At 43.6% G+C, this 20595-nt stretch carries 18 protein-coding genes; 8 read left to right on the forward strand and 10 right to left on the reverse strand.

From position 1 onward, the window contains the following. The first annotated feature begins 308 nt into the window (after positions 1-308). Complete coding sequence (locus tag NH399_RS08900) at positions 309-824, forward strand: type II secretion system protein (RefSeq protein WP_253039080.1); 516 nt, start codon at positions 309-311, stop codon at positions 822-824. 88 nt (positions 825-912) lie between these two features. Continuing rightward, positions 913-1203, forward strand: a complete 291-nt coding sequence (locus tag NH399_RS08905) for a hypothetical protein (protein WP_253039081.1) — start codon at positions 913-915, stop codon at positions 1201-1203. A 119-nt stretch (positions 1204-1322) separates the two neighbouring features. Here NH399_RS08905 and NH399_RS08910 read toward each other — a convergent pair whose 3' ends face one another. Both NH399_RS08910 and metJ read right to left on the reverse strand, forming a co-directional pair. Then, positions 1323-1514, reverse strand: coding sequence for a DUF6316 family protein (locus NH399_RS08910; protein ID WP_253039083.1), 192 nt, complete (start codon positions 1512-1514; stop codon positions 1323-1325). A 508-nt stretch (positions 1515-2022) separates the two neighbouring features. Continuing rightward, positions 2023-2313, reverse strand: a complete 291-nt coding sequence (gene metJ / locus NH399_RS08915) for a met regulon transcriptional regulator MetJ (RefSeq protein ID WP_253039085.1) — start codon at positions 2311-2313, stop codon at positions 2023-2025. 163 nt (positions 2314-2476) lie between these two features. On the opposite strand from metJ, the gene NH399_RS08920 reads away from it, so the two are divergent. The 4 genes from NH399_RS08920 to metF are packed head-to-tail and all read left to right on the forward strand — an operon-like array spanning position 2477 to position 7996. Then, entirely contained in the window at positions 2477-3487 is a 1011-nt protein-coding gene (locus NH399_RS08920) for a homoserine O-succinyltransferase (RefSeq protein ID WP_253039087.1), read from the forward strand. 5 nt (positions 3488-3492) lie between these two features. Continuing rightward, positions 3493-4668, forward strand: coding sequence for a cystathionine gamma-synthase (gene metB, locus NH399_RS08925; RefSeq protein ID WP_253039089.1), 1176 nt, complete (start codon positions 3493-3495; stop codon positions 4666-4668). A 2-nt stretch (positions 4669-4670) separates the two neighbouring features. Further along, positions 4671-7103: a bifunctional aspartate kinase/homoserine dehydrogenase II gene (gene metL, locus NH399_RS08930; protein ID WP_253039091.1), complete on the forward strand. Its 2433-nt coding sequence runs from the start codon at positions 4671-4673 to the stop codon at positions 7101-7103. Further along, complete coding sequence (gene metF / locus NH399_RS08935; RefSeq protein ID WP_253039101.1) at positions 7103-7996, forward strand: methylenetetrahydrofolate reductase; 894 nt, start codon at positions 7103-7105, stop codon at positions 7994-7996. Before metL ends, metF begins: the two co-directional genes overlap by 1 nt. An 8-nt stretch (positions 7997-8004) precedes the next feature. Here metF and NH399_RS08940 read toward each other — a convergent pair whose 3' ends face one another. The 4 genes from NH399_RS08940 to NH399_RS08955 all read right to left on the reverse strand — a co-directional run bounded on the left by NH399_RS08940 (position 8005) and on the right by NH399_RS08955 (position 15184). Beyond that, on the reverse strand, positions 8005-11358 hold the full coding sequence (locus NH399_RS08940) for an ATP-binding protein (protein ID WP_253039103.1): 3354 nt from the start codon (positions 11356-11358) through the stop codon (positions 8005-8007). A 103-nt stretch (positions 11359-11461) separates the two neighbouring features. Further along, entirely contained in the window at positions 11462-12760 is a 1299-nt protein-coding gene (locus NH399_RS08945) for a PilT/PilU family type 4a pilus ATPase (protein WP_253039105.1), read from the reverse strand. A 168-nt stretch (positions 12761-12928) separates the two neighbouring features. Beyond that, positions 12929-13888 (reverse strand): DUF4097 domain-containing protein, encoded by a 960-nt coding sequence (locus NH399_RS08950; protein WP_253039107.1) that lies wholly within the window; start codon positions 13886-13888, stop codon positions 12929-12931. Positions 13889-13951: 63 nt separating this feature from the next. Continuing rightward, entirely contained in the window at positions 13952-15184 is a 1233-nt protein-coding gene (locus NH399_RS08955; protein WP_253039109.1) for an MFS transporter, read from the reverse strand. 186 nt (positions 15185-15370) lie between these two features. On the opposite strand from NH399_RS08955, the gene NH399_RS08960 reads away from it, so the two are divergent. Continuing rightward, complete coding sequence (locus NH399_RS08960; RefSeq protein ID WP_253039111.1) at positions 15371-16288, forward strand: LysR family transcriptional regulator; 918 nt, start codon at positions 15371-15373, stop codon at positions 16286-16288. Positions 16289-16292: 4 nt separating this feature from the next. Here NH399_RS08960 and NH399_RS08965 read toward each other — a convergent pair whose 3' ends face one another. Then, positions 16293-17039 carry an NAD-dependent deacylase gene (locus NH399_RS08965; protein WP_253039113.1) on the reverse strand — a complete coding sequence of 249 codons (747 nt, stop codon included), beginning with the start codon at positions 17037-17039 and terminating at the stop codon, positions 16293-16295. A gap of 183 nt (positions 17040-17222) precedes the next feature. Between NH399_RS08965 and NH399_RS08970 the strand changes: the two genes are divergently transcribed. Beyond that, positions 17223-18845, forward strand: coding sequence for a methyl-accepting chemotaxis protein (locus NH399_RS08970; protein WP_253039115.1), 1623 nt, complete (start codon positions 17223-17225; stop codon positions 18843-18845). Between the two features lie 51 nt (positions 18846-18896). On the opposite strand, the gene NH399_RS08975 is transcribed toward NH399_RS08970, so the two are convergent. The 3 genes from NH399_RS08975 to NH399_RS08985 are packed head-to-tail and all read right to left on the reverse strand — an operon-like array spanning position 18897 to position 20566. After that, positions 18897-19328 carry a hypothetical protein gene (locus NH399_RS08975; protein ID WP_253039117.1) on the reverse strand — a complete coding sequence of 144 codons (432 nt, stop codon included), beginning with the start codon at positions 19326-19328 and terminating at the stop codon, positions 18897-18899. A gap of 18 nt (positions 19329-19346) precedes the next feature. Continuing rightward, on the reverse strand, positions 19347-19979 hold the full coding sequence (locus NH399_RS08980; protein ID WP_253039119.1) for a dUTP diphosphatase: 633 nt from the start codon (positions 19977-19979) through the stop codon (positions 19347-19349). 32 nt (positions 19980-20011) lie between these two features. After that, complete coding sequence (locus tag NH399_RS08985; protein ID WP_253039121.1) at positions 20012-20566, reverse strand: acyloxyacyl hydrolase; 555 nt, start codon at positions 20564-20566, stop codon at positions 20012-20014. Positions 20567-20595 lie beyond the last annotated feature (29 nt).

Raw genomic sequence — 20595 nt, forward strand, 5'->3', positions numbered from 1 at the left:
CATTATGACCAAGACTCATCAAAACTAAGCGCTTATTCATAAAATACTGATTGCAGATTACTGGATATCTTCTGAACAAAAACTTAACTAATCGTCAAAAACCATAATTAGCGACAAGAAATAATCTCTATTTGTGAACATGTTCTCATCTGTTCCTTGAGCATAGTCGATACAAGGCTACACAGCCATGACAAATAAATAAGAATCCGCTAAGCCCTCCTCTTTCTACCTCTCAACATACTTGCTATGTAGCTTCCCTGACTTTGCGTATATAATTTCATAACAAGTTAATCACCTTTGTAGATTGAATGGCGAATTCTAATTATCGCGGCTTCACCCTGATTGAGTTAATTGTTGTTATCACAATTCTTGCTTTATTAAGCCTGACCCTTTCGGCCCGTTTTATTGCCATCAAAGATGATGCGGATGCAGCTATGAACTCAGCGATCGCGGGTTCTTATGCCGAAGCCGTAAAATTAGCTCGAGCTAAATTATTGGTAACGGGCTCTCAAGGTCCAGCAGAAGACTTGCAGGTTTATGGCACTACCGATGATGGAAAGCTGGATTTTAATAATCTGGGCTGGCCTTCTCAGCATTGGCTTGGCCCTCCAGAGCTTAACCCAACGACTAATAACGTTGCAGACTGCCTGTCTTTATGGAATACCATACTGGGCCAGAACTCATACAGTATTAGCAGCGGAACGGCGACCGATTATCGGGCTCAATACCTGGGCTCAAATCGATGCCGATATTTATTGAATAAAAACAATAGCTTGTTTTTTTCCTACGACTCCAACACGGGCGTTGTCACCATTAACTCGTAAGCCTTAATACAAAGGATTTTGCTCCTAGGTCAACCTATCTGTTAAGCATCCGTTCTAACTGATAATCCCCTCACTGATGGAACCTTTAATGAAATCAATCACGGTCAGTTTACTAACACTAATAATGTGCTTTGCTAGCCAAGCGAATGCAGAAACGACTTCTGAACGTTCAAACTCAATGCCACTGGCAAACACACTCCAACAAATAGAGCAGCGCCTGCAGCTTAGCGAACAACAAAAACAAAAAGCTTTTCCTGTTTTTAAAAAAGCTCAAAAGCAGCGCCAACAGGTTTTTAAAGAATATGGCATAGGATTAGGCACTAAGCCTGATCTCAGTCTTTGGCAAAAAATATCTCTGGGTAAATCGATGAAGAATTAGAAGAAATTCTTAGCCAACAACAGATGGCGTTGTTAAATGAGATGCGAGACGAAACACGCGCAAAAATGAAATCTTATCTCGAACAATAAGATCAATCCCACCAACAAAAGGGTGGGTGACTACATAATTTTTCGGATCTTATCGACGTTTAGCTGGACCCCATTACTTTTGACATCCTGATAGATTCGAATCGCTTTTAGCGTCTTATCTTTCGAGTCAAAAGGGCCAAAGGGCTCACCTTCATCGTCCTCGAAGAACCATTCATTGTTCTTGCAGAACACCTTGTTAGAGCGGTAAAAGATGTTATACATCTTACGCTCACTTTGATACAGACTATTCCCCACCATAACAATCCTTAATCAGTTGGCTCTCTTAAGTATTAGAACATTTTTTGTGTCAAGACCAACTATTACACAATTTATTCTTTTTATAAAACCTACCACTAATAACTCATTTTCAGCATTTTTTAAGCTAACTCCCTGACTCTAATAGAAATTCGCCTCTAAGACTAATAACCACGGCCCATTTCTTATAAATATTTATTTTAAAAACCGCCTGGACAGGCCTCAGATATCAACAAAAAGAAATATTTTTTAACGAATATTGATAGAAATCGAAAAACCAGTAAATAAAAACAAGATTTGAATAAATTAAGAGAGTTACCAATATAACATATCCTTATTATTCAAATGGTTACAAATGGCCTCTTAAAATTTGGCGTCAAGATTGTGACACTTCTTCCTTAATTCATACACGCTGTTGTATCCCTTTCAGCACACAGCTTCTCGCATCAAAAAATTTCAGGAAAGCCAGCCGAGGCTAGCTTTCTGATGACTCATCCTCATCTGACCAAAACTCTCTTTCGGGCAGATCTTTATCTAAGTCTTTATCTGTAGGCAAAGGCTGTCCCGTATATGCGTGCAAAAAAGCTTCACACAATAATTCGCTGTTGGTGGCATGACGAAGGTTATTCACCTGGCGACGAGTACGCTCATCGGTCAAAATCTTAAGCACTTTTAAAGGAATAGATACGGTTATCTTTTTTACATCCTGGCTCTTCTTGCCATGTTCAGCGTATGGGCAGATCCTCTCTTGCTTAACACCTGTCATTGTATACCTCGACTAACTTTAGACGCAGCGATCTTACCTTGCTGAACTCATCTGTCAAATCAGCCAGCCAGACACCGAAACATTTAGACATCTAAACATCTTGACATCCACACTTCCAGCAAATATATTTAGCCATCTAAACGTCTATACTATTTTAAGAATCATGTTCACAAACTCAGTTGCCCATGACGCCCACACAGAGATCAACCGAAAAGCCATAAAGCTTTCGGAGTCATTCTCACTGTTCCACGGTGGAGCCATCCGTCATGGCGAACTGGCCTATACGCTTTATGGAGAAGCTTCAAAACCCTGCTTACTGGTTTTAGGTGGCATATCGTCAGGTCGCGATGTGGCGCATTGCACCAACGAATTTGCCTCTGGCTGGTGGTCTCAACACATAGGCCCCCAACAAACCATTGATTCAACTCAATACTGTGTTCTGGGCATCGATTATTTGGGCGGTAATGGTCAATCATCAGCACCAGTGTCATCGCAAAGACCCGACCATTCAGCAATAAGTACACTGGACCAGGCCAAAGCCATTGATGAGCTTCTTACTCACCTAAAGATAGAAACTCTAGCAGCCGTCATCGGCAGTTCTTATGGCGGCATGGTGGCGCTCTCACTTGCCCATCGTTATCCCCAACGAGTCAATAAGGCATTAATCATCAGTGCCGCTCACACAAACTGTCCACAAAGCACCAGTTTGCGTCATATTCAGCGCTCCATTGTTAAGTTGGGGCTAGATAACCAACAGGCTGCAGAAGGGCTCGCTTTAGCACGCTCACTGGCCATGATTACCTATCGCTCACGAGAAGAGTTTGTGCAGCGATTCTCTCATCCATCCTTTATTGACCAGGCGGGTTTCCAAACACCTGCTCTTCATTATTTATCGGCGCGAGGACAGAACTTTGCAAAACATTTTGATGCGAATGCTTTCTGTCGCTTATCAGAGTCAATTGATCTCCATCAGACTCCGCTAGGCGACCTTAAAACACCTATTACCTGTGTCGGCGTCAATAGCGATCAGCTTATACCCATAGCCCAGATCGCCGAACTCGCCCAACACGCACATACAGCATTAATAACCATCGACTCACTCTACGGGCACGACGCATTTTTAAAAGAGAACGAACAGGTCGGATGGATTTTGAAAAGATTTCTACGAGGATAATCGCAATGACTCAACTAACAACCACCGCAGTCAAAGCCGGTATTGAAGCAGACAAAGCATTTGGAGCCGTAACGCCGCCACTCTACCTTTCGAGCAACTACACTTTCGAAGGTTTTGCTCAACCACGACAATATGACTATACACGCTCAGGAAACCCTACACGTGACCTTTTGGCTGATGCACTCGCCGAATTAGAAGGTGGCGCAGGTGGTGTCATTACCTCAACAGGCATGTCAGCTATTTTGTTAGTAACCCACCTACTTAAGGCTGGCGACACTCTGATAGCTCCTCATGATTGCTATGGAGGTACTTACCGTCTATTTAAGAATCTTTCTGACAAAGGACATTTTGATATTCGATTTGTTGATCAAAATGATCCCATCGCTATTCAATCAGCTTTGTCAAAAGGAGCTAAACTGCTGTGGGTCGAAACACCCAGTAACCCACTGTTACGGGTTGTTGATATCCAACGATTATCTGAGTTAGCAAAGCAACATGATTGTCTGGTCGCTGTCGATAATACTTTCCTAACGCCTATTTACCAGAAGCCTTTTGAGTTGGGTGCTGATATCGTGGTTCATTCAACAACTAAATACATCAATGGTCACAGCGATGTTGTTGGTGGTGCAGCGATTGCCAAAACAGAAGAGCTGCATGAACAACTTTGCTGGTGGGCAAATTGTTTAGGGATTACTGCCAGTCCTTTCGATAGTTTACTGACACTACGTGGCTTACGAACGCTAGGCGTGCGCCTGCAACAACACGAAGCCAATACCGAAACCATCATCGACTTTTTAAGTCATCACCCACAAGTCGACAATATTTATCATCCATCTTTGTCTTCTCACGAAGGTCATGCCATCGCCAGCAAACAACAAAGTGGCTTTGGCATCATGCTGAGCTTTGAACTCAAAGGTGATGAAGAAGAAATAAAAGCATTTTTATCAGCGTTAAAACACTTCTCTCTTGCCGAATCACTGGGCGGTGTTGAATCATTAATATGCCATCCAGCCACCATGACTCATGCTGCTATGGATAAAGCAGCACAGATCACAGCAGGAATAAAACCAAATCTGCTGCGCTTGTCTGTAGGTATCGAAGACAGCAAAGATCTGATTGACGATCTCAAACAGGCATTTTTATATGCTCAACAGTGTCAATATCAACGTAAGGTAAGCTAACAATGAGTTCTCTGGCATTTAATAGTAAAGATTATCTTGCTGCTAACGATAGCAATCACAAGCAGCAAGTCTACAAGTTTGGCGGCAGCTCTTTGGCAACCTATCGTTGTTACAAAAAAGTCGCACGTTTGATAGAAAAAAAGCTAACAACCGATGACTGGGTTGTTGTGTCTGCATCTGGACAAACAACCGATTGGTTATATCAACTTTGTGAACCATCAGAAGATGCTCACCTTATTTTAAGCAAAGTACAGCATCATCAAGTTGCTTTGATCGAAGGCTGTTTATCCGGAAGTTTTAAAGACAGTTTACTGGAACAACTTAATCAAGATATAGAGCGATTAAAACATCTTATTATCAAGCAATATCAATCTGCCTTAAGTAACGATATTATTGCTTATGGTGAGGTCTGGTCGGCACGATTACTTTGTGCTCAACTGGAGCAAGATGACTTCTCTGCCAGCTGGCTCGATGCGCGGCAGTTCTTAAAAGTACTTTCACACAGCCAGGCAACGCAAGTTGACATTGAGAGATCACTGCATCATCTAGCGCTGAACAAACGAGCTCGTCAACAACGACTCACCATTGTCACAGGTTTTATTGCTAGCGATGCAGAGGGCGCAACCGTTCTGTTGGGCAGAAATGGCAGCGACTACAGCGCAACATTGTTAGGTCAACTATTAGATGCCGATCAGGTAACCATCTGGACAGATGTGGCAGGCATCTACCAATTTGATCCCAATCTATACAATGAAGCCAACACAATTAATCAGTTGCCCCAGGTTTTAGCCAGCGAGCTGGCCAGGCAAGGCTCTCCCGTTCTTCATAAGAAAACGCTCGATCCTTTGCAAGATGCAAATAGCCAACTCTGTGTTCGCTCTACATTTGTGCCAGAACAATCAGGCACAAAAGTGGTTAATCTTGAGTCAACGTCAAACGAAGCCATCATTACTCACAAAAATGAGTTAATCAACTACACTCTTCAACTGAGTAACGACCTTGAAGCCCAACGCTTTATTAAACACTGTCAAGACTACTCGAACCTTCATGGCTGCAAATACTTTCAAATCTTCAGAGATGGTGCTAATCATACACAGCTAGAATTATTTATTGCCAAAGAAGACGAAGACTTCTGGAAAGACTACTTAACCTTTCGTTCACAAACCATAGAAAATATAAAAACTTGCGCTTCTTTGTCGATTATTTCAGAAGACATCAATAACAAGCCATACCATCGACATTTCTTTAGTGAGCACCTTAAGCAAACAGAATACACCTACAAGCTTTACTCAACAGCACATGCCCATGTCGCTATCATAGACTCTCCAAGCATCGATAAGTTAGCAACTCATAGTTATCAAGCTTGGAGTAAATACTGCTCACACATCGCTATTTTTTTGCTGGGTACAGGTAACGTTGGTGCAACCTGGCAAGATCTTTTTAAGCAACTAAAACCACAGCAGCCTGAACTATCGAAAGCTTTATTGGTGTTTCAAGCCAACTCAAAGAAAATCACGTTAATTGATGAGAAAGGGCAAGCTTTTGAAGAGCAACAAAACTACGCAAAGCAATTAAAAAGCCTGGTCAACAATGCTCCTTTTGAGCATAAGGTTGTTATTGATGCTACCGCTAATGAAGACATATCTGATCTTTATGAGCACTGGTTGAACAACAAAAATCATATTGTTTGCGCCAACAAAATCAGTTCATCATCGACACAGAATAACTATAAAAAATTATTAAAAGCAGCTTCTGACAATCAGGTGCTTTGGCAGCAGAATGCAACGATTGGTGCAGGTCTGCCAATTAACTACGCACTAAATGACCTGACCAATAGCGGCAATAATATACAGCAAATACGCGGCGTATTCTCTGGAACGCTGTCGTGGTTATTGAGTACTTTCGATGAAGGTAACAGCTTCTTTGAGCTATTACAAAAAGCTAAAGAACTCGGTTATACCGAACCGGACCCTCGGCTTGACCTAAGCGGCACCGATGTCGCAAGAAAACTGGTTATCGCTGCTCGCATCGCAGGCTTTAATTTAGACTTAAATGATATTGATGTTCAGCCATTGGTTCCACAACACTTTTTGCTAGGTTCAACAGACTACTTTAACGAAAAGCGAAATGACATCGATCATTGGTTTAAAGAGCAATGGCAAGAGGCACAACAACAAGACAAGGTATTGGTCTATGAGGCAAAGTTTATTCCCAATCAAACAGCCTATACGCGACTTGTGCTCAGAGATTCAAGCGATGCTTTAGTGCAGTTGAGTCCTTGCGATAATATTTTTGAAATCACTACCCAATGGTATCAAGAAAATCCATTAATTATTCGCGGACCAGGTGCTGGAAAAGAAGTGACCGCAGCAGCAGTTCAGTCCGATTTAAATCAAGTTATTGGCCATGCAACCCGACAGGGAGGTAAACATTAATGACCTTTCCTAGAGATTTATGGCAACATCTCAATGAGGAACTGTCTCAGCTGCATGAGCAAGTCAAGGTTTCCTTTGAGTTTTTTCCAGCAAAAAGTGAGAGTCAAAGAGACACCTTAACGCGCTCGGTGCAACGACTGAGTAAGGTCTCACCAGAGTTTGTTTCTGTCACTTATGGAGCACTCAATGGCAATCGAAGTGACACCCAAAAAACCATTGAGCTTATTCGTTCTCATACAACCACTCCGGTGGCAGCTCACCTGACCTGCACTTCGCATAGCGCAGAAGAAATTGAACAAATTGTCCTAAACTACTGGAACAATGGCGTTCGACATATTGTTGCTCTACGAGGAGACAATGACAACAAGCACGCCACACCGCGATATGCTCTTGATTTGGTGAAACAACTGAAAGCCATCCGACCTTTTGAAATTTCAGTGGCAGCTTATCCAGAAACTCATCCTGAAGCATCAAGCGAACAGGCCGATATCGATAACCTTGCGCGGAAAGTAGAGGCAGGAGCGACTCGTGCTATTACCCAATTCTTTTTTTCGCCTGAAGTCTTCTTAAACTTTAGAGATAAAGTCAATGCCCGAGGAATTGACGCAGAGTTGGTTCCAGGGATTCTTCCGGTATACAACTTTGAGCAAATGAAAAAATTTGCAGAACAAACAAAAGTGTCTATTCCTCATTGGATGGCACACTACTATGACGGATTAGAAAATGACGCAACTACTCGCCAACTTATCGGATTAAGTTTAGCACTTGAGCAACTTAAGTTCTTGGTTAACGAAGGGGTAAAACATTTTCACTTTTACACATTGAACAGAGACAGTCTGGTCTACACTCTCTGTCATGCTTTGGGAAAGAGGCCCACTCAACAGGCAGCATAAAACACGTTTTACTTCCAGGCATTGACCTCTTCAATAAGAGCGTTAAATTTATTTGTCATATCTTGCGCAAGTGAGTCGATGGCTTCCCAGTGCTGCTTTGCGCAAGCTTGTTCAACCTGCTCACATAATGACGATAAATCTTTTGCCATGATGACTTTACAAGCCCCTTTTACTCTATGAGCAATGCGCTTTATTTTATCCAGCTGCTTGGACTCTCTGGCAGAATTTAGATCTTTCAAGTCTTGTTGGCTATAGTGAATAAAATCCGTTAATAACTCGCAGACTTTTTCTTTCTCTTTATAAACCTCGAGCAAGCGATTACCATTTAACTGAATAAAGTCATGCTTGGGAGGCTCATCCATCACCGGAAAATCACTGGTTTCATCAACAGACAATTCAAGCCCTAACCATTGATTGATTTTTTCTGCGATCACTCCAAGGCTGACAGGCTTCGACATATAATCGCTCATACCAGCCGCCCGGCACTTTTCTTCTTCTCCTGGCAGAACATTAGCGGTCAACGCAATAATCGGAATATGATGCTCTTCTCCTTCCAGATCTCGAATCTTAGTCGCCATAGCATAACCATCAAGCTCCGGCATGTGACAGTCAGTAATGATCAGAGAATAAATCCCACTTTTCCAGGCTTGTAATCCTTGGTAACCATTATCAACAATATGACAGTTAAGCCCCAGTAGCCCGAGCTGTTGTTGAATCACCAGGCGGTTAGTAGGATGATCTTCAACAATAAGAATTAACTCGCTTTGCTGTTCCACTTTTTCAACTGCAAGCTCAACAGGTTTAGTGATTTTTCGAGCTTTTATCGCATTGGGTGGTTTCTGCAGAAAAGCCTGAACGATGGTTTCTGTTAACTCGCTCGGATACAGTGGCGATGCCATAAGCAAATGAATATGTGTGGGCGAAATTTCAGAGGTAATAAAGGCATCATTGTGAATAACAATAATATGAGTTTGATTGGTCATGGCCCAATGTTCTAGTTCAACAAGTGTTAGCCTTAGAGAATCGCGAATAAAAGTATCCGACAACAGCATGGTTTTGTGCACAAAAGAATCCAGCCAATCGAAACTGCATGCTAACTCACCACTTGGCTCTATCATCTCGATAGAGGCTCCAAGTTTCTGGGCATAATCTAAAACGACTTTTTTCTGCTTGAAGAAAATATCACTTTGTTCTATCCATAAAGTCCCACTCACTTTAGCCACTTCAGAAGAGGTTTCTTCTACACAGTCCATCGTTTGTGAAAACACCACTTCAGTTCCCTGACCAGGAAAGCTTCTAAGCACCAGCTTGGCTTCCATCAAGTCAGATAACCGCTTGCATATCGCTAAGCCAAGGCCCGTTCCCCCCACTTGTCTTGATATCGAAGAGTCGGCCTGAAAAAATGCAGTAAATAACTTCTTTTGCTTTTCATGAGAAATACCACATCCAGAATCCTTTATGCTGATCAGGATGGATTGCTGCGTTGCTGTTTCTTCTATCACATCCACATTCACCGCGATACTTCCCTTATCCGTAAACTTAATAGCGTTACTCAACAGGTTGACCAAAATCTGTCGCAACCGAACGGGATCTGTGACCAGTTTATGGCGAATAGCTGGATCGATGTACAAGTAAAGACTTAGCGACTTTTCGTAAGCCATCTGACTGTAATTTCGCAACACAGACTCCACAACAAGAGCGATATCACAGGGCTTATTATTGATGCTCATTTTTCCCGCATCAATTTTAGAAAAATCCAAAACATCATCAATAATTGTTAGCAGGTCTTCTGCCGACTCACGAATAATATTGATGGTTTTGAGCTTATCTTGATTGCTTTCTTTATAGTTAAGCAACTCAAGCATACCAAGAACGCCATTCATTGGTGTGCGGATCTCATGACTCATTGTCGCCAAAAACTGTGACTTAGCAGCGGCGGCAGCTTCAGCTTCTTGTTTCGCTTCCTCTTGCTCAGAAACATCAATGATGGCGCATAAAATACCATTAATATCTCCATCGCTGTTAAACAATGCTCGCTTAAGACACAGCACCGGACGTAACTTTTGATCGGCATAATAAACCTGCGTTTGGAGTCGATGCTCTGAGTGTTGTCGGTAAGACTGCAAGTCGTCGTCATCAAAATTACTGTGCTCAAGATCCGAAAAAGGCGGAGCAACCAAACTCCCTATGATATTGCGTTGTTCTACACCAAATGCTTTTTCGTAAGCTTTATTGCAACGAATGAATCGTCCTTGCCTATCTTTAACGAAAACAGGACTCGGAAAAACGTCCATCAACTGGGTCATAAACTTTAGTTGATTATCCAACTCTTTTTGATACTGCGCACGTTCATTAGCATCGGTAACCAGTCGTGCATTCACTTTTAGAATGATAATAATGACAATAGACAAAAGAACGATAAAGGGAACCACATAGGGAATCATTTCTACCCAGTTCAAGCGTTCATTGTAGGTCACAGAGAACCAGGTATTGACCATACGCCGTCTTTGTTTGGGAGTAATACTGGCGATCGCTTTGTTGAGTATGCTGTGAAGTTCTGGCCAGTCCATACGAACACCCATGTGCCACTCAGCCGACACGCCATCCACAATACCATTCACTTTTAACTCACCGAGAAACCGTTGATGCAACAGTTGGTTGGCAATGGCCAAATTAGTGACGGCGGCATGAGCATGGCCATCCAGCACAGCCTGCAAACTGTCTTCACTGCTTTCTGTTAACAAGATCTGAATGTCTGGATAATGCTGCACCAGATAATCGTGCTCAGCATAGCTGCGAACCACAGACACTTTTTTTCCGTTTAAATCATCAATACGAATGGCTTCAGAAGAAAGTACAGAAGTTACGATGGCCCAGGGAAACGAATAATAAGGATCGGTGAATCGAATATAATCTTCTCTTTCTGGCGTCTTAATCACCAAAGGAATAACATCAACTTTTCCTTGTTTAAAATCCTCGATAACCTGATGCCAATGAGTGGGTGATTTGAGCTTAAAATCCAATCCCGTAAGTCGATGCACCAGGTACACCATATCTGAACTAAATCCCTGAAAGTCGCCATTCTTATCAATAAACTCTATCGGCTCCCAATTAGCATCAGTGCCCAGGATAACCTCAGAATGTTGTTCTAACCAAAACTTCTCTTCGTCTGTTAATTGTCTCCGAAAAGCTTCAATTTGTTGCTGTGAAACATGCAAATCGCTTTTGTTAACACGAATGTATTCGATTAGCCCTGACGATGCCAAGGGTGGCACATGCAACAGCACAAAACAGCCAAACAGAAGCCCAGCCCATATTAGAAGCTGCTTTACCTTTAACCACGAACCACAGAAAGGTTTCATCTAGCGCTAATTCTACAACTCAAAAATAGACGTTTTAATACAATTCATCTCATGTGGCAAACAAAACAATATTCTCTGGCCCTCGCCAATGATTGGAAATAACTTAGTCATCGTCATCTAAGTCATCAATCTGAAACTCCGCCTTACCAGACCATTCTCCACCAACATCATCGGCCTCTTCATCAGGAAGAGCCTCTAACTCCAGTGTCAGAGCAGAACTTGCCTGCGGTTCAGCAGGGGCTGCGGGTTGGGCCACGGCTTTTGGTTTTTTCTCGGTATTGGTCGCGGCTGGCTCCGATGGCTTCTTCTCAGGCTCGCTTGTAGTGGTATTGTTGTTGCTATCAGCCAGCTTGATCATTAAGCGTAAATTATTAGGAGAATCGGCGTTTTTCAACGCTTCATCCATCGTAATTTTGCCATCGCTCCACAACTGAAACAATGCTCGGTCAAAAGTCTGCATGCCGAGATTGACCGATTTCTCCATAACTTCTTTTATTTCAGCAATGGCTTCGCGTTTAATCATATCCTGAACCGTCGCCGTGCCAAGCAAGATCTCGATGGCGGCACATCGTTTACCATCGACGGTTGGAATCAAACGCTGAGAAACGAATGCACGAATGTTCAGAGACAGATCGTTAAACAATTGCTTATGTCGCTCTTCTGGAAAGAAGTTGATAATACGGTCGAGCGCCTGATTGGCATTATTGGCATGTAAAGTAGAGATCGCCAGATGTCCTGTTTCAGCAAAGGCCAGAGCATGTTCCATCGTTTCTCTATCGCGAATTTCTCCGATTAAAATAACGTCAGGAGCCTGACGCAATGTGTTTTTTAGTGCTTCATGGAAACTCAGCGTATCAACCCCAACCTCGCGCTGATTAACAATGCAGCGTTTATGTCGATGCACAAATTCAACAGGATCTTCGATGGTAATAATATGCCCACCGTCCGGAGAATTACTATTACGGTAATCAATCAGCGCAGCCAAAGAGGTCGATTTACCCGAGCCAGTCCCTCCCACAAACAGAATGAGCCCACGCTTTTCCATAATCACCTTGGTCAAAATAGGCGGCAAACCTAATGACTTGTAATTAGGGATATCGGTTTTTATGTTGCGAATGACCATTGCAATATCATTACGCTGCTTAAAAATGTTAACGCGAAATCGACCTATGCCTTTTTCTGATATGGCTAAATTCATCTCCAGCAACTTTTCAAAATCTTCCTGTTGCTCGGGCGTCATGATCGAATAAGCGGTTTGCTTGATGACCTCAGTTGTCAATGGCTCTTTGGCCAGAGGCTTTAATGCCCCTTGAAACTTTGCACAGGGCGGCGCCCCTGTACTGAAATAGAGATCGGATCCGTCTTTTCCAGCAAGAATCTTGAGATAATTTTTAAAGTCCATGCCACATGCTCATCAACTCACGGTAGTAATAAAGCTTAGATTACCGCTTTAATTTCGCCACTTTCACACCCACAAAGCCATCGCAAAAATCAGCAGAATGATTCTCGTTAAAAAACGCCAGACCAAAAAAAGAGAGCCGAAGCTCTCTTTTTCGATTAGCTGAGTGTTTTAATCTCGCTTGATATAAACACTACCAGCGCTGGTATGCAGCTCAAGCTCTGGTCCGCCACCATTGATGCTGCCTTTTAGTTTTCTCTTCGCTTTTTTAACACCACCGATAGAAAAGTCCGAAACCACTTTGGAACCACGAGCATCAATGTCCAGTGCCGCATCATCTGGCAAGGTCACTGTAATACTGCCACCACTGGTTGATAACTCACTGTCACCGTCAGGCTGTTTTTCGAATACCGCTTTAATGCTGCCGCCCGAGGTTTTTGCCGAGATACTACGCCCAACACTGTCGATGCGAATGCTTCCACCGGAGGTTGCCACATCGGCTTTACCAGCAACACCGTCGAGGCTGATGCTACCACCAGAAGTACGACCACGAATGTTTCCATCGATACGGCCAATACGCAGTGAGCCGCCAGAGGTTTTTACTTTTACATTCCCTTCTACATCGCCAACACTAATGCTGCCACCGGAAGTACGTCCGTTAATATCGCCTTTGATATTACCAAATTTAAGACTGCCGCCGGAGGTATCCGCTTGTACTTCTCCTTCTAGATCCTGAACCCGGATAGAGCCACCTCGAGTGCTCAAATCCACATTAAACCGCTCTGGAATAGTGACAAAAAAGTGTACTTTACGCTTACCGCCACGAGACCAACCGCGACTATTACGCTTACCATCGATTTTCATCACCCCACTGTTGTAATCCATATCAACAGAGAAGTCGTCGCTATCAAATCCCTCGATTTCCACATGAACTTTCACTGTCGAGCGACTGTGAGTTTCGATTTCGATGGAGCCAACATCCGTTGCCACTCTCAACTCTTCACCGGCGTTTACGTCAAAGCTCTTTTTGATCACCTCTCCCCCAGCCATAACTTGCAGGCTCAAGAGTGCTACAGAAGCTAAAATCAGGCGGCGTAGATTAGAAATTAATATTGAAGTTTTGTTTGTCACTTTCGTTATCCTTTGCTGTTTTTGCTGCATTTGTTCATTTGACGCGGCAAAATTAAAAAGGGTTTAAATGGATGATGTGTTTGTTTTAAGTACTGGTTGATATACCCACTGACAGACGAGTAACGTACCGATAGAGTAAAGCAATAGCAACCCCATGATGGATGCCATTGGATAATGGGCATCAATAAAGATCCCCAACAGAATCGGCGCAATCGCAGTAGAAAAAATCATCAAAGCAGTCACCAGAGACCGAATACTGCCTAAGTGTTCTGTGCCGTATATTTTTGGCCACAAAGATCCTACAACCGGCCCACTGGCCCCAACACTTAACCCTGCCAGAGCCATAAACAGGACCCAAGCCGTAAATTCATTAGAAGCAGCCAAAACCGCCATTGATAACGTCATCGGCAATAAATACAGGCGCAACATTTTTGCCACCCCGAGTCTATCGACGATGGGCCCCGATATAAATGAACTAATAGCATGAGTGACGGCGTACACCATTAAACTGGAAGCCAGAGAGCTTAACGCCCACCCCTGTTCCTGAGCCCAATGTGTTTGATGGAAGAACAACCCGGTGACCAAAAAGGGAGGAGCCAAGATGGCAGGTATTGCGATCCAGAAGCGAATGTCCCGAATAACCTCGCTACGCTGCCACTGCCGCTGTTGCTTTGACTCAGAGTCCTGACTGCTGGTTTGACTCTGAGGAGAATGGATACGCGCATCCCTTAGACTCCACAGCACCAACGGCAAGAAAACCAAAGGAATAGAAATCGCAAGGAGCCCCCAACTCCAACGCCACCCTATTTCAGTGATGGCAATAGCGCCAGCGATAGGCAGAACGAACTCCCCAACAGGCATTGCTAAAGCTGCAATGCTGATCGCTTTGCCTCGATTGGCATCAAAGTATCGAGCCATCGACGTATAAGCCGCATGACAAGATAGCCCCTGCCCGCAAAACCGAATTAAAAAGAATCCCAGAACCAGAGCTACCACCGATCCTGCTGTCGCCAGCAAGACGCAGGCAACCGTGGTCCCAACCAGCACCCAGAGACTGAAAGTTTTAAGCTCGGTGGTATCAATGCGACCACCGACAAACATAATCAAGAAGCCACTGGCCAAGGTAGCAAAAGAGTAGTAAGCGCTTAGTTCTGTATGACTCAGTTGAAAAGCCTGCCGCCATTCGGCAGTAAAAATAGAAATGAAGAACGTCTGTCCATAGTTACCCGCAAAGACCATGGCAAATCCGAACAGCAAGAATCGATAATTCGCTTGTACAAAATTCCGGTAAGGCACAAAAACACCTGTCAACCTATCAATGTAGGCGCATTATAAAGCAAAAAAACCCGCAAATATTTCGCCAGCGTGGCTTTAAATGCCGTTTTAAGAATATTAACTATAACAATTGTACTTAAGTAACCGCATTTGCTTTAATAATTGATACAGTTTAATGGTAAGCACTTACCTTACAGAGTCATAACCATGGATGTCTCGTTTGAACAACTCAAAAGTATGGTGGTTTTTGCTCAGGTGATTGAGCAAGGCAACCTCAGTGCAGCAGCCAAACACATAGGCTTAACTCGCGCTGTCGTGAGTTATCACATTAAAAAACTTGAACAGCAGCTTGGTGTTAAATTACTGAATCGCTCAACCCGATCAATTGCCCTTACTGAAGCAGGACAGCAATATTATCAGCACTGTCGAGTCATCGCCGAACAGGCTTCGATGGCTAACCAACAAATGGAAAACTTCAAAAATGAGCCCGAAGGTTTGATCAAACTGACCTGTCCAGTGAACGTCGGACTGCAACTTATCGTGCCTGCGTTAAATGAATTTCGACATCTTTATCCCAAAATCCAGTTGGACGTTCAATTAACCGACGAAGTGGTCAACATCCTTAAAGATGGCATTGACCTGGCCATACGGGGCGCTCCGCTGGCTGACTCAGGACTGCAAGCCTCCAAGTTAGCCACACTACCTACCTGTCTCTGTGGCGCTCCAGACTACTTACGGCAGCGAGGGCGTCCCACCAAACCAGAAGAGCTCGAGCAACACGACTGGGTCATCTATAAACTAACGGGCCCAACTCTGGAGTTTTCGAAGGGCAAACGTTCATACAGCATCAAGATGCAGGGAGGGATTCAAACCAATAACGCCGCAGCTCGTACCGCGTTTATTGAAGGAGGTCATGGTATTGGCCGCATCCCCACCTATGATGCAAAGCCCAAACTACAAGCAGGAACGCTGGAATCCTTACTTGACGACTATCAGTTCAAAGACATCAGTATCTATGCTGTTTTTCCACCTGGCACAGCCGAGGCCAAAAAGCTCAGGTTGCTAATTGATTACCTTAAAGATCACTTTGCCAAAAGCCATGCGCCCACTTCGATCGCCGATTAAGGCGTTACTCAAGGGCTGCTTTTATTGCCTCAAACGCAGCGGTAGCAGCCATCGCCAAAGCCCCATCGGCCTGAGCACTTAACGGTGTCATCTCGGGATTAATTTCAATACAACGAGCACCCCGTGACATGGCTATCTGAGCTAACCCAGCAGCCGGATACACCTGGCTTGAAGTACCAATAGAAAAGAACAGATCGCAATCGAGGCAGGCCGTTTCTATCTGCTGGAGCAATTTGTAATTGAGCGCTTCGCCAAACCAAACGACACCCGGCCTTAGGTATCCCTCATCACATTGAGGGCACCGAGTCAGCTTGGCGTGCGTATCGACCACATCGGCAACATAGCTACAATTGTCAGAAAAACAGGTGTTTTTCATGATATTTCCGTGCATTTCCAACACTGACTCACAGCCAGCTCGTTGTAGCAAGCCATCCACGTTTTGCGTCACAAGAGTCACTGGATAGCGTTGCTGCAACCAGGCGATGGCATGATGCGCCGCATTAGGTTGGGCTTCTTCAACCTGTTGCCGACGCCATTGATACCAATCCCAAACCACCTCTGGCTGACGCAAAAAGCCCTCAGGGCTGGCTAATTCTTCTGGCTTAAACTGACTCCATAAACTGTCTTCACTCTGACGAAAAGTAGCAATACCACTTTCTGCAGAGAGGCCTGCACCCGATAACATGACGCAACGAGAAGCATTTTTTATGGATTGAGCAATTTCTTTTATCAAGCTTTCACTCTCTGTCATCGCATCGATCTTCCTATTTTTATTTCGCTAAAATTCAACTTATTTATTAATGAGATACATAAACATTTCAGTTAAGCGGCTAATTTTTATCCATTATTTTTTAGTAAGTTCTAATAACTCCTTCTAAACTGAGTATTAGGTTTGCCGATACTGTTTAATAATAACGAGCAAGTAGGTAGCGCAATGGGTTTATCACTGAAAAATAAAATTCTCATTTTAGTCATAGGAGCTTTGATTCTCCTGACGATCATATCACTGCTAACCATTTTGCAGTTAAACAAAAATATCTCTGAGTTTGAAACACTGCTAAATATCGAAACAGTGCAAGAACAAAAAGTAAAAAAACTCGTAGTCGACTTTAAGGTCCAGGTACAAGAATGGAAAAACGTCCTGCTCCGAGGCCACAAAGAAAAAGATCGCACCAAGTATTGGGGACGATTTCAAAAGAAGTCTGGTGATATAGAGAAACGCGTGAACTCTCTGGCAAACGAACTGGGAGGCCATCCGGCAGCTTCTGAGCTACGAAAATTCCTCTCAGGCTATCGCCCCATGATCCAGAAATACGAAGAAGGTTACCAACAGTATCTAAACAGTAACTATGACTCCAAGGTTGGCGATACAGCAGTTCGCGGTATTGATAGAGAACCGACCAAGACGTTAGAAAAAGCCGCCAAATTGATAGCAGATGCTGTGGCTGCTCATTCAGTAGAAGCGGTCGAAGATGCCAGTGGTTCCGTATCTCTATCGTTTCCAGCAATCCTGATTTCTCTATTGATTCTTTCTGCCGCTCTTTACTGGGTGTTACTCACACAATTTCATCACCCCATTGACCGTTTGCTGGAACATATTGAAGATTTCAGTAATGGTGATTTAAGTAAAACGCTCAACTACAACAAGCAGGACGAAATAGGTGCCATTATCAATGCGCTCAATCGAGCCTCTCAATTCTACAGCGGCTTAATGCGCCAGATTCAGCAAACAACCGCTTCTCTGAACCAAAGTGCTGACAGTATTAATCGCTCATCCAGTGAAGTGTCTCAAGGAACCCAAACCAGTAACGAACATTTGCAGCTTACCGCTACCGCAGTAACAGAAATGACCTCCACCGTTCAGGAAGTCGCGCAAAATGCTGCTGGCGCAGCAGACGCAGCCTCCAGTGCCGATGGCGCAGCTCAAAATGGTTTGCAAATGATGCACAGTACCATCGATACCATCAGCAAACTCTCTACCGAAGTGCAATCGGCATCAGAGGTCATTCGCAAACTGGAAGAAGATACCAGCGGCGTTGGAACAGTACTTGATGTAATACGTGGTATCGCAGAACAAACTAATTTGCTTGCGTTAAACGCAGCGATAGAGGCAGCGCGAGCCGGTGAACAAGGCCGCGGGTTCGCAGTGGTTGCAGACGAAGTAAGAAGTCTGGCCCAACGCACGCAAGAATCGACCGCGGAAATTCAGCAGATCATAGAGAACATTCAGAACGGCGCAAAAAATGCTGTGACCGCAATGGAGCGAGGCTCAGAATCTACCGCCTCCTGTGTTGAACAAGCCAATACCGCAGGCCAGTCACTGACTGAAATTACCAACTCGGTAAATCATATTCACACCATGAATACTCAGATAGCCACCGCAGCAGAAGAACAAACCACGGTAGCAGAAGAACTCAGTCGCAGTGTGAATGAAATTTCTAATGATATGTCAGTTATTCACTCAAACGTCAGAGACTTTAACCAGATGGCGGACTCTCTTGCTCAAATGTCAGAAGAACTCAGTGGTACCTCTGCACAAATTAAGCTGGCTAATTAACCATTAAAAGCAACCAATAAAAAAAGCCGCTTTACAGCGGCTTTTTTGTTTTTAACTCTTAGGTTCTGATAGTCGTTCACAATACCGAGGCACTTCCACCAAAACCTGTGCACAAGCCTGAGCCAAATCCCCCATCTCACTGCACTGTGTTGAAGCCCACTGAACAGACTCCAATATTCCATCCTGAGGCACATCATCACAAAAGCCATCAGCCAGAGTAACCGCATCAAGACACTGGCTGATAAAAACCCGCTGTGTCGCCTGACAAATCAAAGACGAGCATTCGTTTAAATTGTCTTTAAAAGCGCTGATGCAATCGTGGCTATTACCGTTCTTACTAAGACGTTGAACCGTTTCAAAACTCTTTTGAGTTTGTCGATCGAGTTCTTCTTTGCTCTGTTGCCACCAAGAATAAATGGCAATGATCACAGCCACAAACAGAACAAGAATAACGCTCAAGATAATTTTGGTTGTTCTTTTCATGATGCCCCTCGGTTAACGCTATTCAGGATAACGGCTCTTAAGACCCTGATAAACATCATCGCGGAAAGTCGTTGAGCTGGCATCAAGAGAGTTAAGCACTTCGACCAAATGCTCATTATCTTCTTTGCCGTTCCAAACCTTAATATAAGAACCATCTTTATAACCGTGGTCCTGACGGAAAAAGTTCAACGTATTCTTTCCTACGTAACTACAAAACAGCTCTTCAAAAGACATATCAATCTGCTGCATACATCCTGCAAATGATTGAGCATCGAATGCTTTGTCAGTCAATGCATACGCAGCTAGTGATTCTAATGTTACCGGAAAGTTCTCACCGATCGATGGGTTTGACATCTCATCCACCAGTTGACTCGCTAAAACTTCAAAGCTGTCACGACCATTAATACGACAACTTAAACCAAAATGAAAAATATCAACTAGCTCTAACTTTACCTGTTCAAGCTCTGGCTGCTGGTGCTTCCACCATTTCCATCCGTAATGATCCAGCATTTCGCCGCACTCGATCCAAATCGCACGATACCACTCAAAGTTTTTATCAAACCAGTCCGAATGAACTTTACTGTTCATTGCATTTTGCATATCCAACATAGTGGTGACCTGTTGAATTTGCGTTTCTTTTTGCATTGTCATTATTTAAACCTAATCGATGTACATCAAAACAGTTAAAAGCCAAAAGTATAAGCGATTGAGAAAAAATCTAAGCCATGATTAGGGCGACGTGTATAGCCATTAGAAAAATGGTTATAGCGCATAATAAGCTCAGAGTTATCCGAAATATGCCATCCAATTCCTCCATGCATAGAAAACTGCAAGTCGGTGGATAAGCGAATTCCTTCATAGTTTTTTTCATCAAAATAGGACAGACCAAAGGCGGCTTCATAAAACCATGGCCCTTGCTTGTCTTCGTCCCAATAAAAACGAGCCAGAGGTTTAAAGGCAATGATATTCAATTCATAATCGATACCTTCATCACTCCCTTCCAGGTGATAATACTCACCGGATAAATAAAAGTGGCCATTACCTAATATGGGCAAGCGCCATTGCTTGTTTAAGTCTTTCTGAAATGCCAGACCAAGCACCGTTGTCGAACGAATGTCTTTGCTCTGAATCAACGCATCGTTCATGCCCACGCCACCAATCACTGAAAACCGATCACTGGCCTGCGCCGATAAAATACTGCCAATTGTGAATGTCATCCAGAGAACAAAGTTTTTCATAGGTCCACTCTTTTATTTTATTGTGACGA

Origin of the sequence: Pleionea sp. CnH1-48 (assembly GCF_024124665.1) — a bacterium.
Taxonomy (GTDB): domain Bacteria; phylum Pseudomonadota; class Gammaproteobacteria; order Enterobacterales; family Kangiellaceae; genus JAMXSB01.

Excerpts from the sequence above, each read along its gene's own strand:
- NH399_RS08900 (WP_253039080.1), top strand. The coding sequence starts at position 309 with ATGGCGAATTCTAATTATCGCGGCTTCACCCTGATTGAGTTAATTGTT.
- NH399_RS08905 (WP_253039081.1), top strand. The coding sequence starts at position 913 with ATGAAATCAATCACGGTCAGTTTACTAACACTAATAATGTGCTTTGCT.
- NH399_RS08910 (WP_253039083.1), bottom strand. The coding sequence starts at position 1,514 with ATGTATAACATCTTTTACCGCTCTAACAAGGTGTTCTGCAAGAACAAT.
- metJ (WP_253039085.1), bottom strand. The coding sequence starts at position 2,313 with ATGACAGGTGTTAAGCAAGAGAGGATCTGCCCATACGCTGAACATGGC.
- NH399_RS08920 (WP_253039087.1), top strand. The coding sequence starts at position 2,477 with ATGTTCACAAACTCAGTTGCCCATGACGCCCACACAGAGATCAACCGA.
- metB (WP_253039089.1), top strand. The coding sequence starts at position 3,493 with ATGACTCAACTAACAACCACCGCAGTCAAAGCCGGTATTGAAGCAGAC.
- metL (WP_253039091.1), top strand. The coding sequence starts at position 4,671 with ATGAGTTCTCTGGCATTTAATAGTAAAGATTATCTTGCTGCTAACGAT.
- metF (WP_253039101.1), top strand. The coding sequence starts at position 7,103 with ATGACCTTTCCTAGAGATTTATGGCAACATCTCAATGAGGAACTGTCT.
- NH399_RS08940 (WP_253039103.1), bottom strand. The coding sequence starts at position 11,358 with ATGAAACCTTTCTGTGGTTCGTGGTTAAAGGTAAAGCAGCTTCTAATA.
- NH399_RS08945 (WP_253039105.1), bottom strand. The coding sequence starts at position 12,760 with ATGGACTTTAAAAATTATCTCAAGATTCTTGCTGGAAAAGACGGATCC.
- NH399_RS08960 (WP_253039111.1), top strand. The coding sequence starts at position 15,371 with ATGGATGTCTCGTTTGAACAACTCAAAAGTATGGTGGTTTTTGCTCAG.
- NH399_RS08965 (WP_253039113.1), bottom strand. The coding sequence starts at position 17,039 with ATGACAGAGAGTGAAAGCTTGATAAAAGAAATTGCTCAATCCATAAAA.
- NH399_RS08970 (WP_253039115.1), top strand. The coding sequence starts at position 17,223 with ATGGGTTTATCACTGAAAAATAAAATTCTCATTTTAGTCATAGGAGCT.
- NH399_RS08975 (WP_253039117.1), bottom strand. The coding sequence starts at position 19,328 with ATGAAAAGAACAACCAAAATTATCTTGAGCGTTATTCTTGTTCTGTTT.
- NH399_RS08980 (WP_253039119.1), bottom strand. The coding sequence starts at position 19,979 with ATGACAATGCAAAAAGAAACGCAAATTCAACAGGTCACCACTATGTTG.
- NH399_RS08985 (WP_253039121.1), bottom strand. The coding sequence starts at position 20,566 with ATGAAAAACTTTGTTCTCTGGATGACATTCACAATTGGCAGTATTTTA.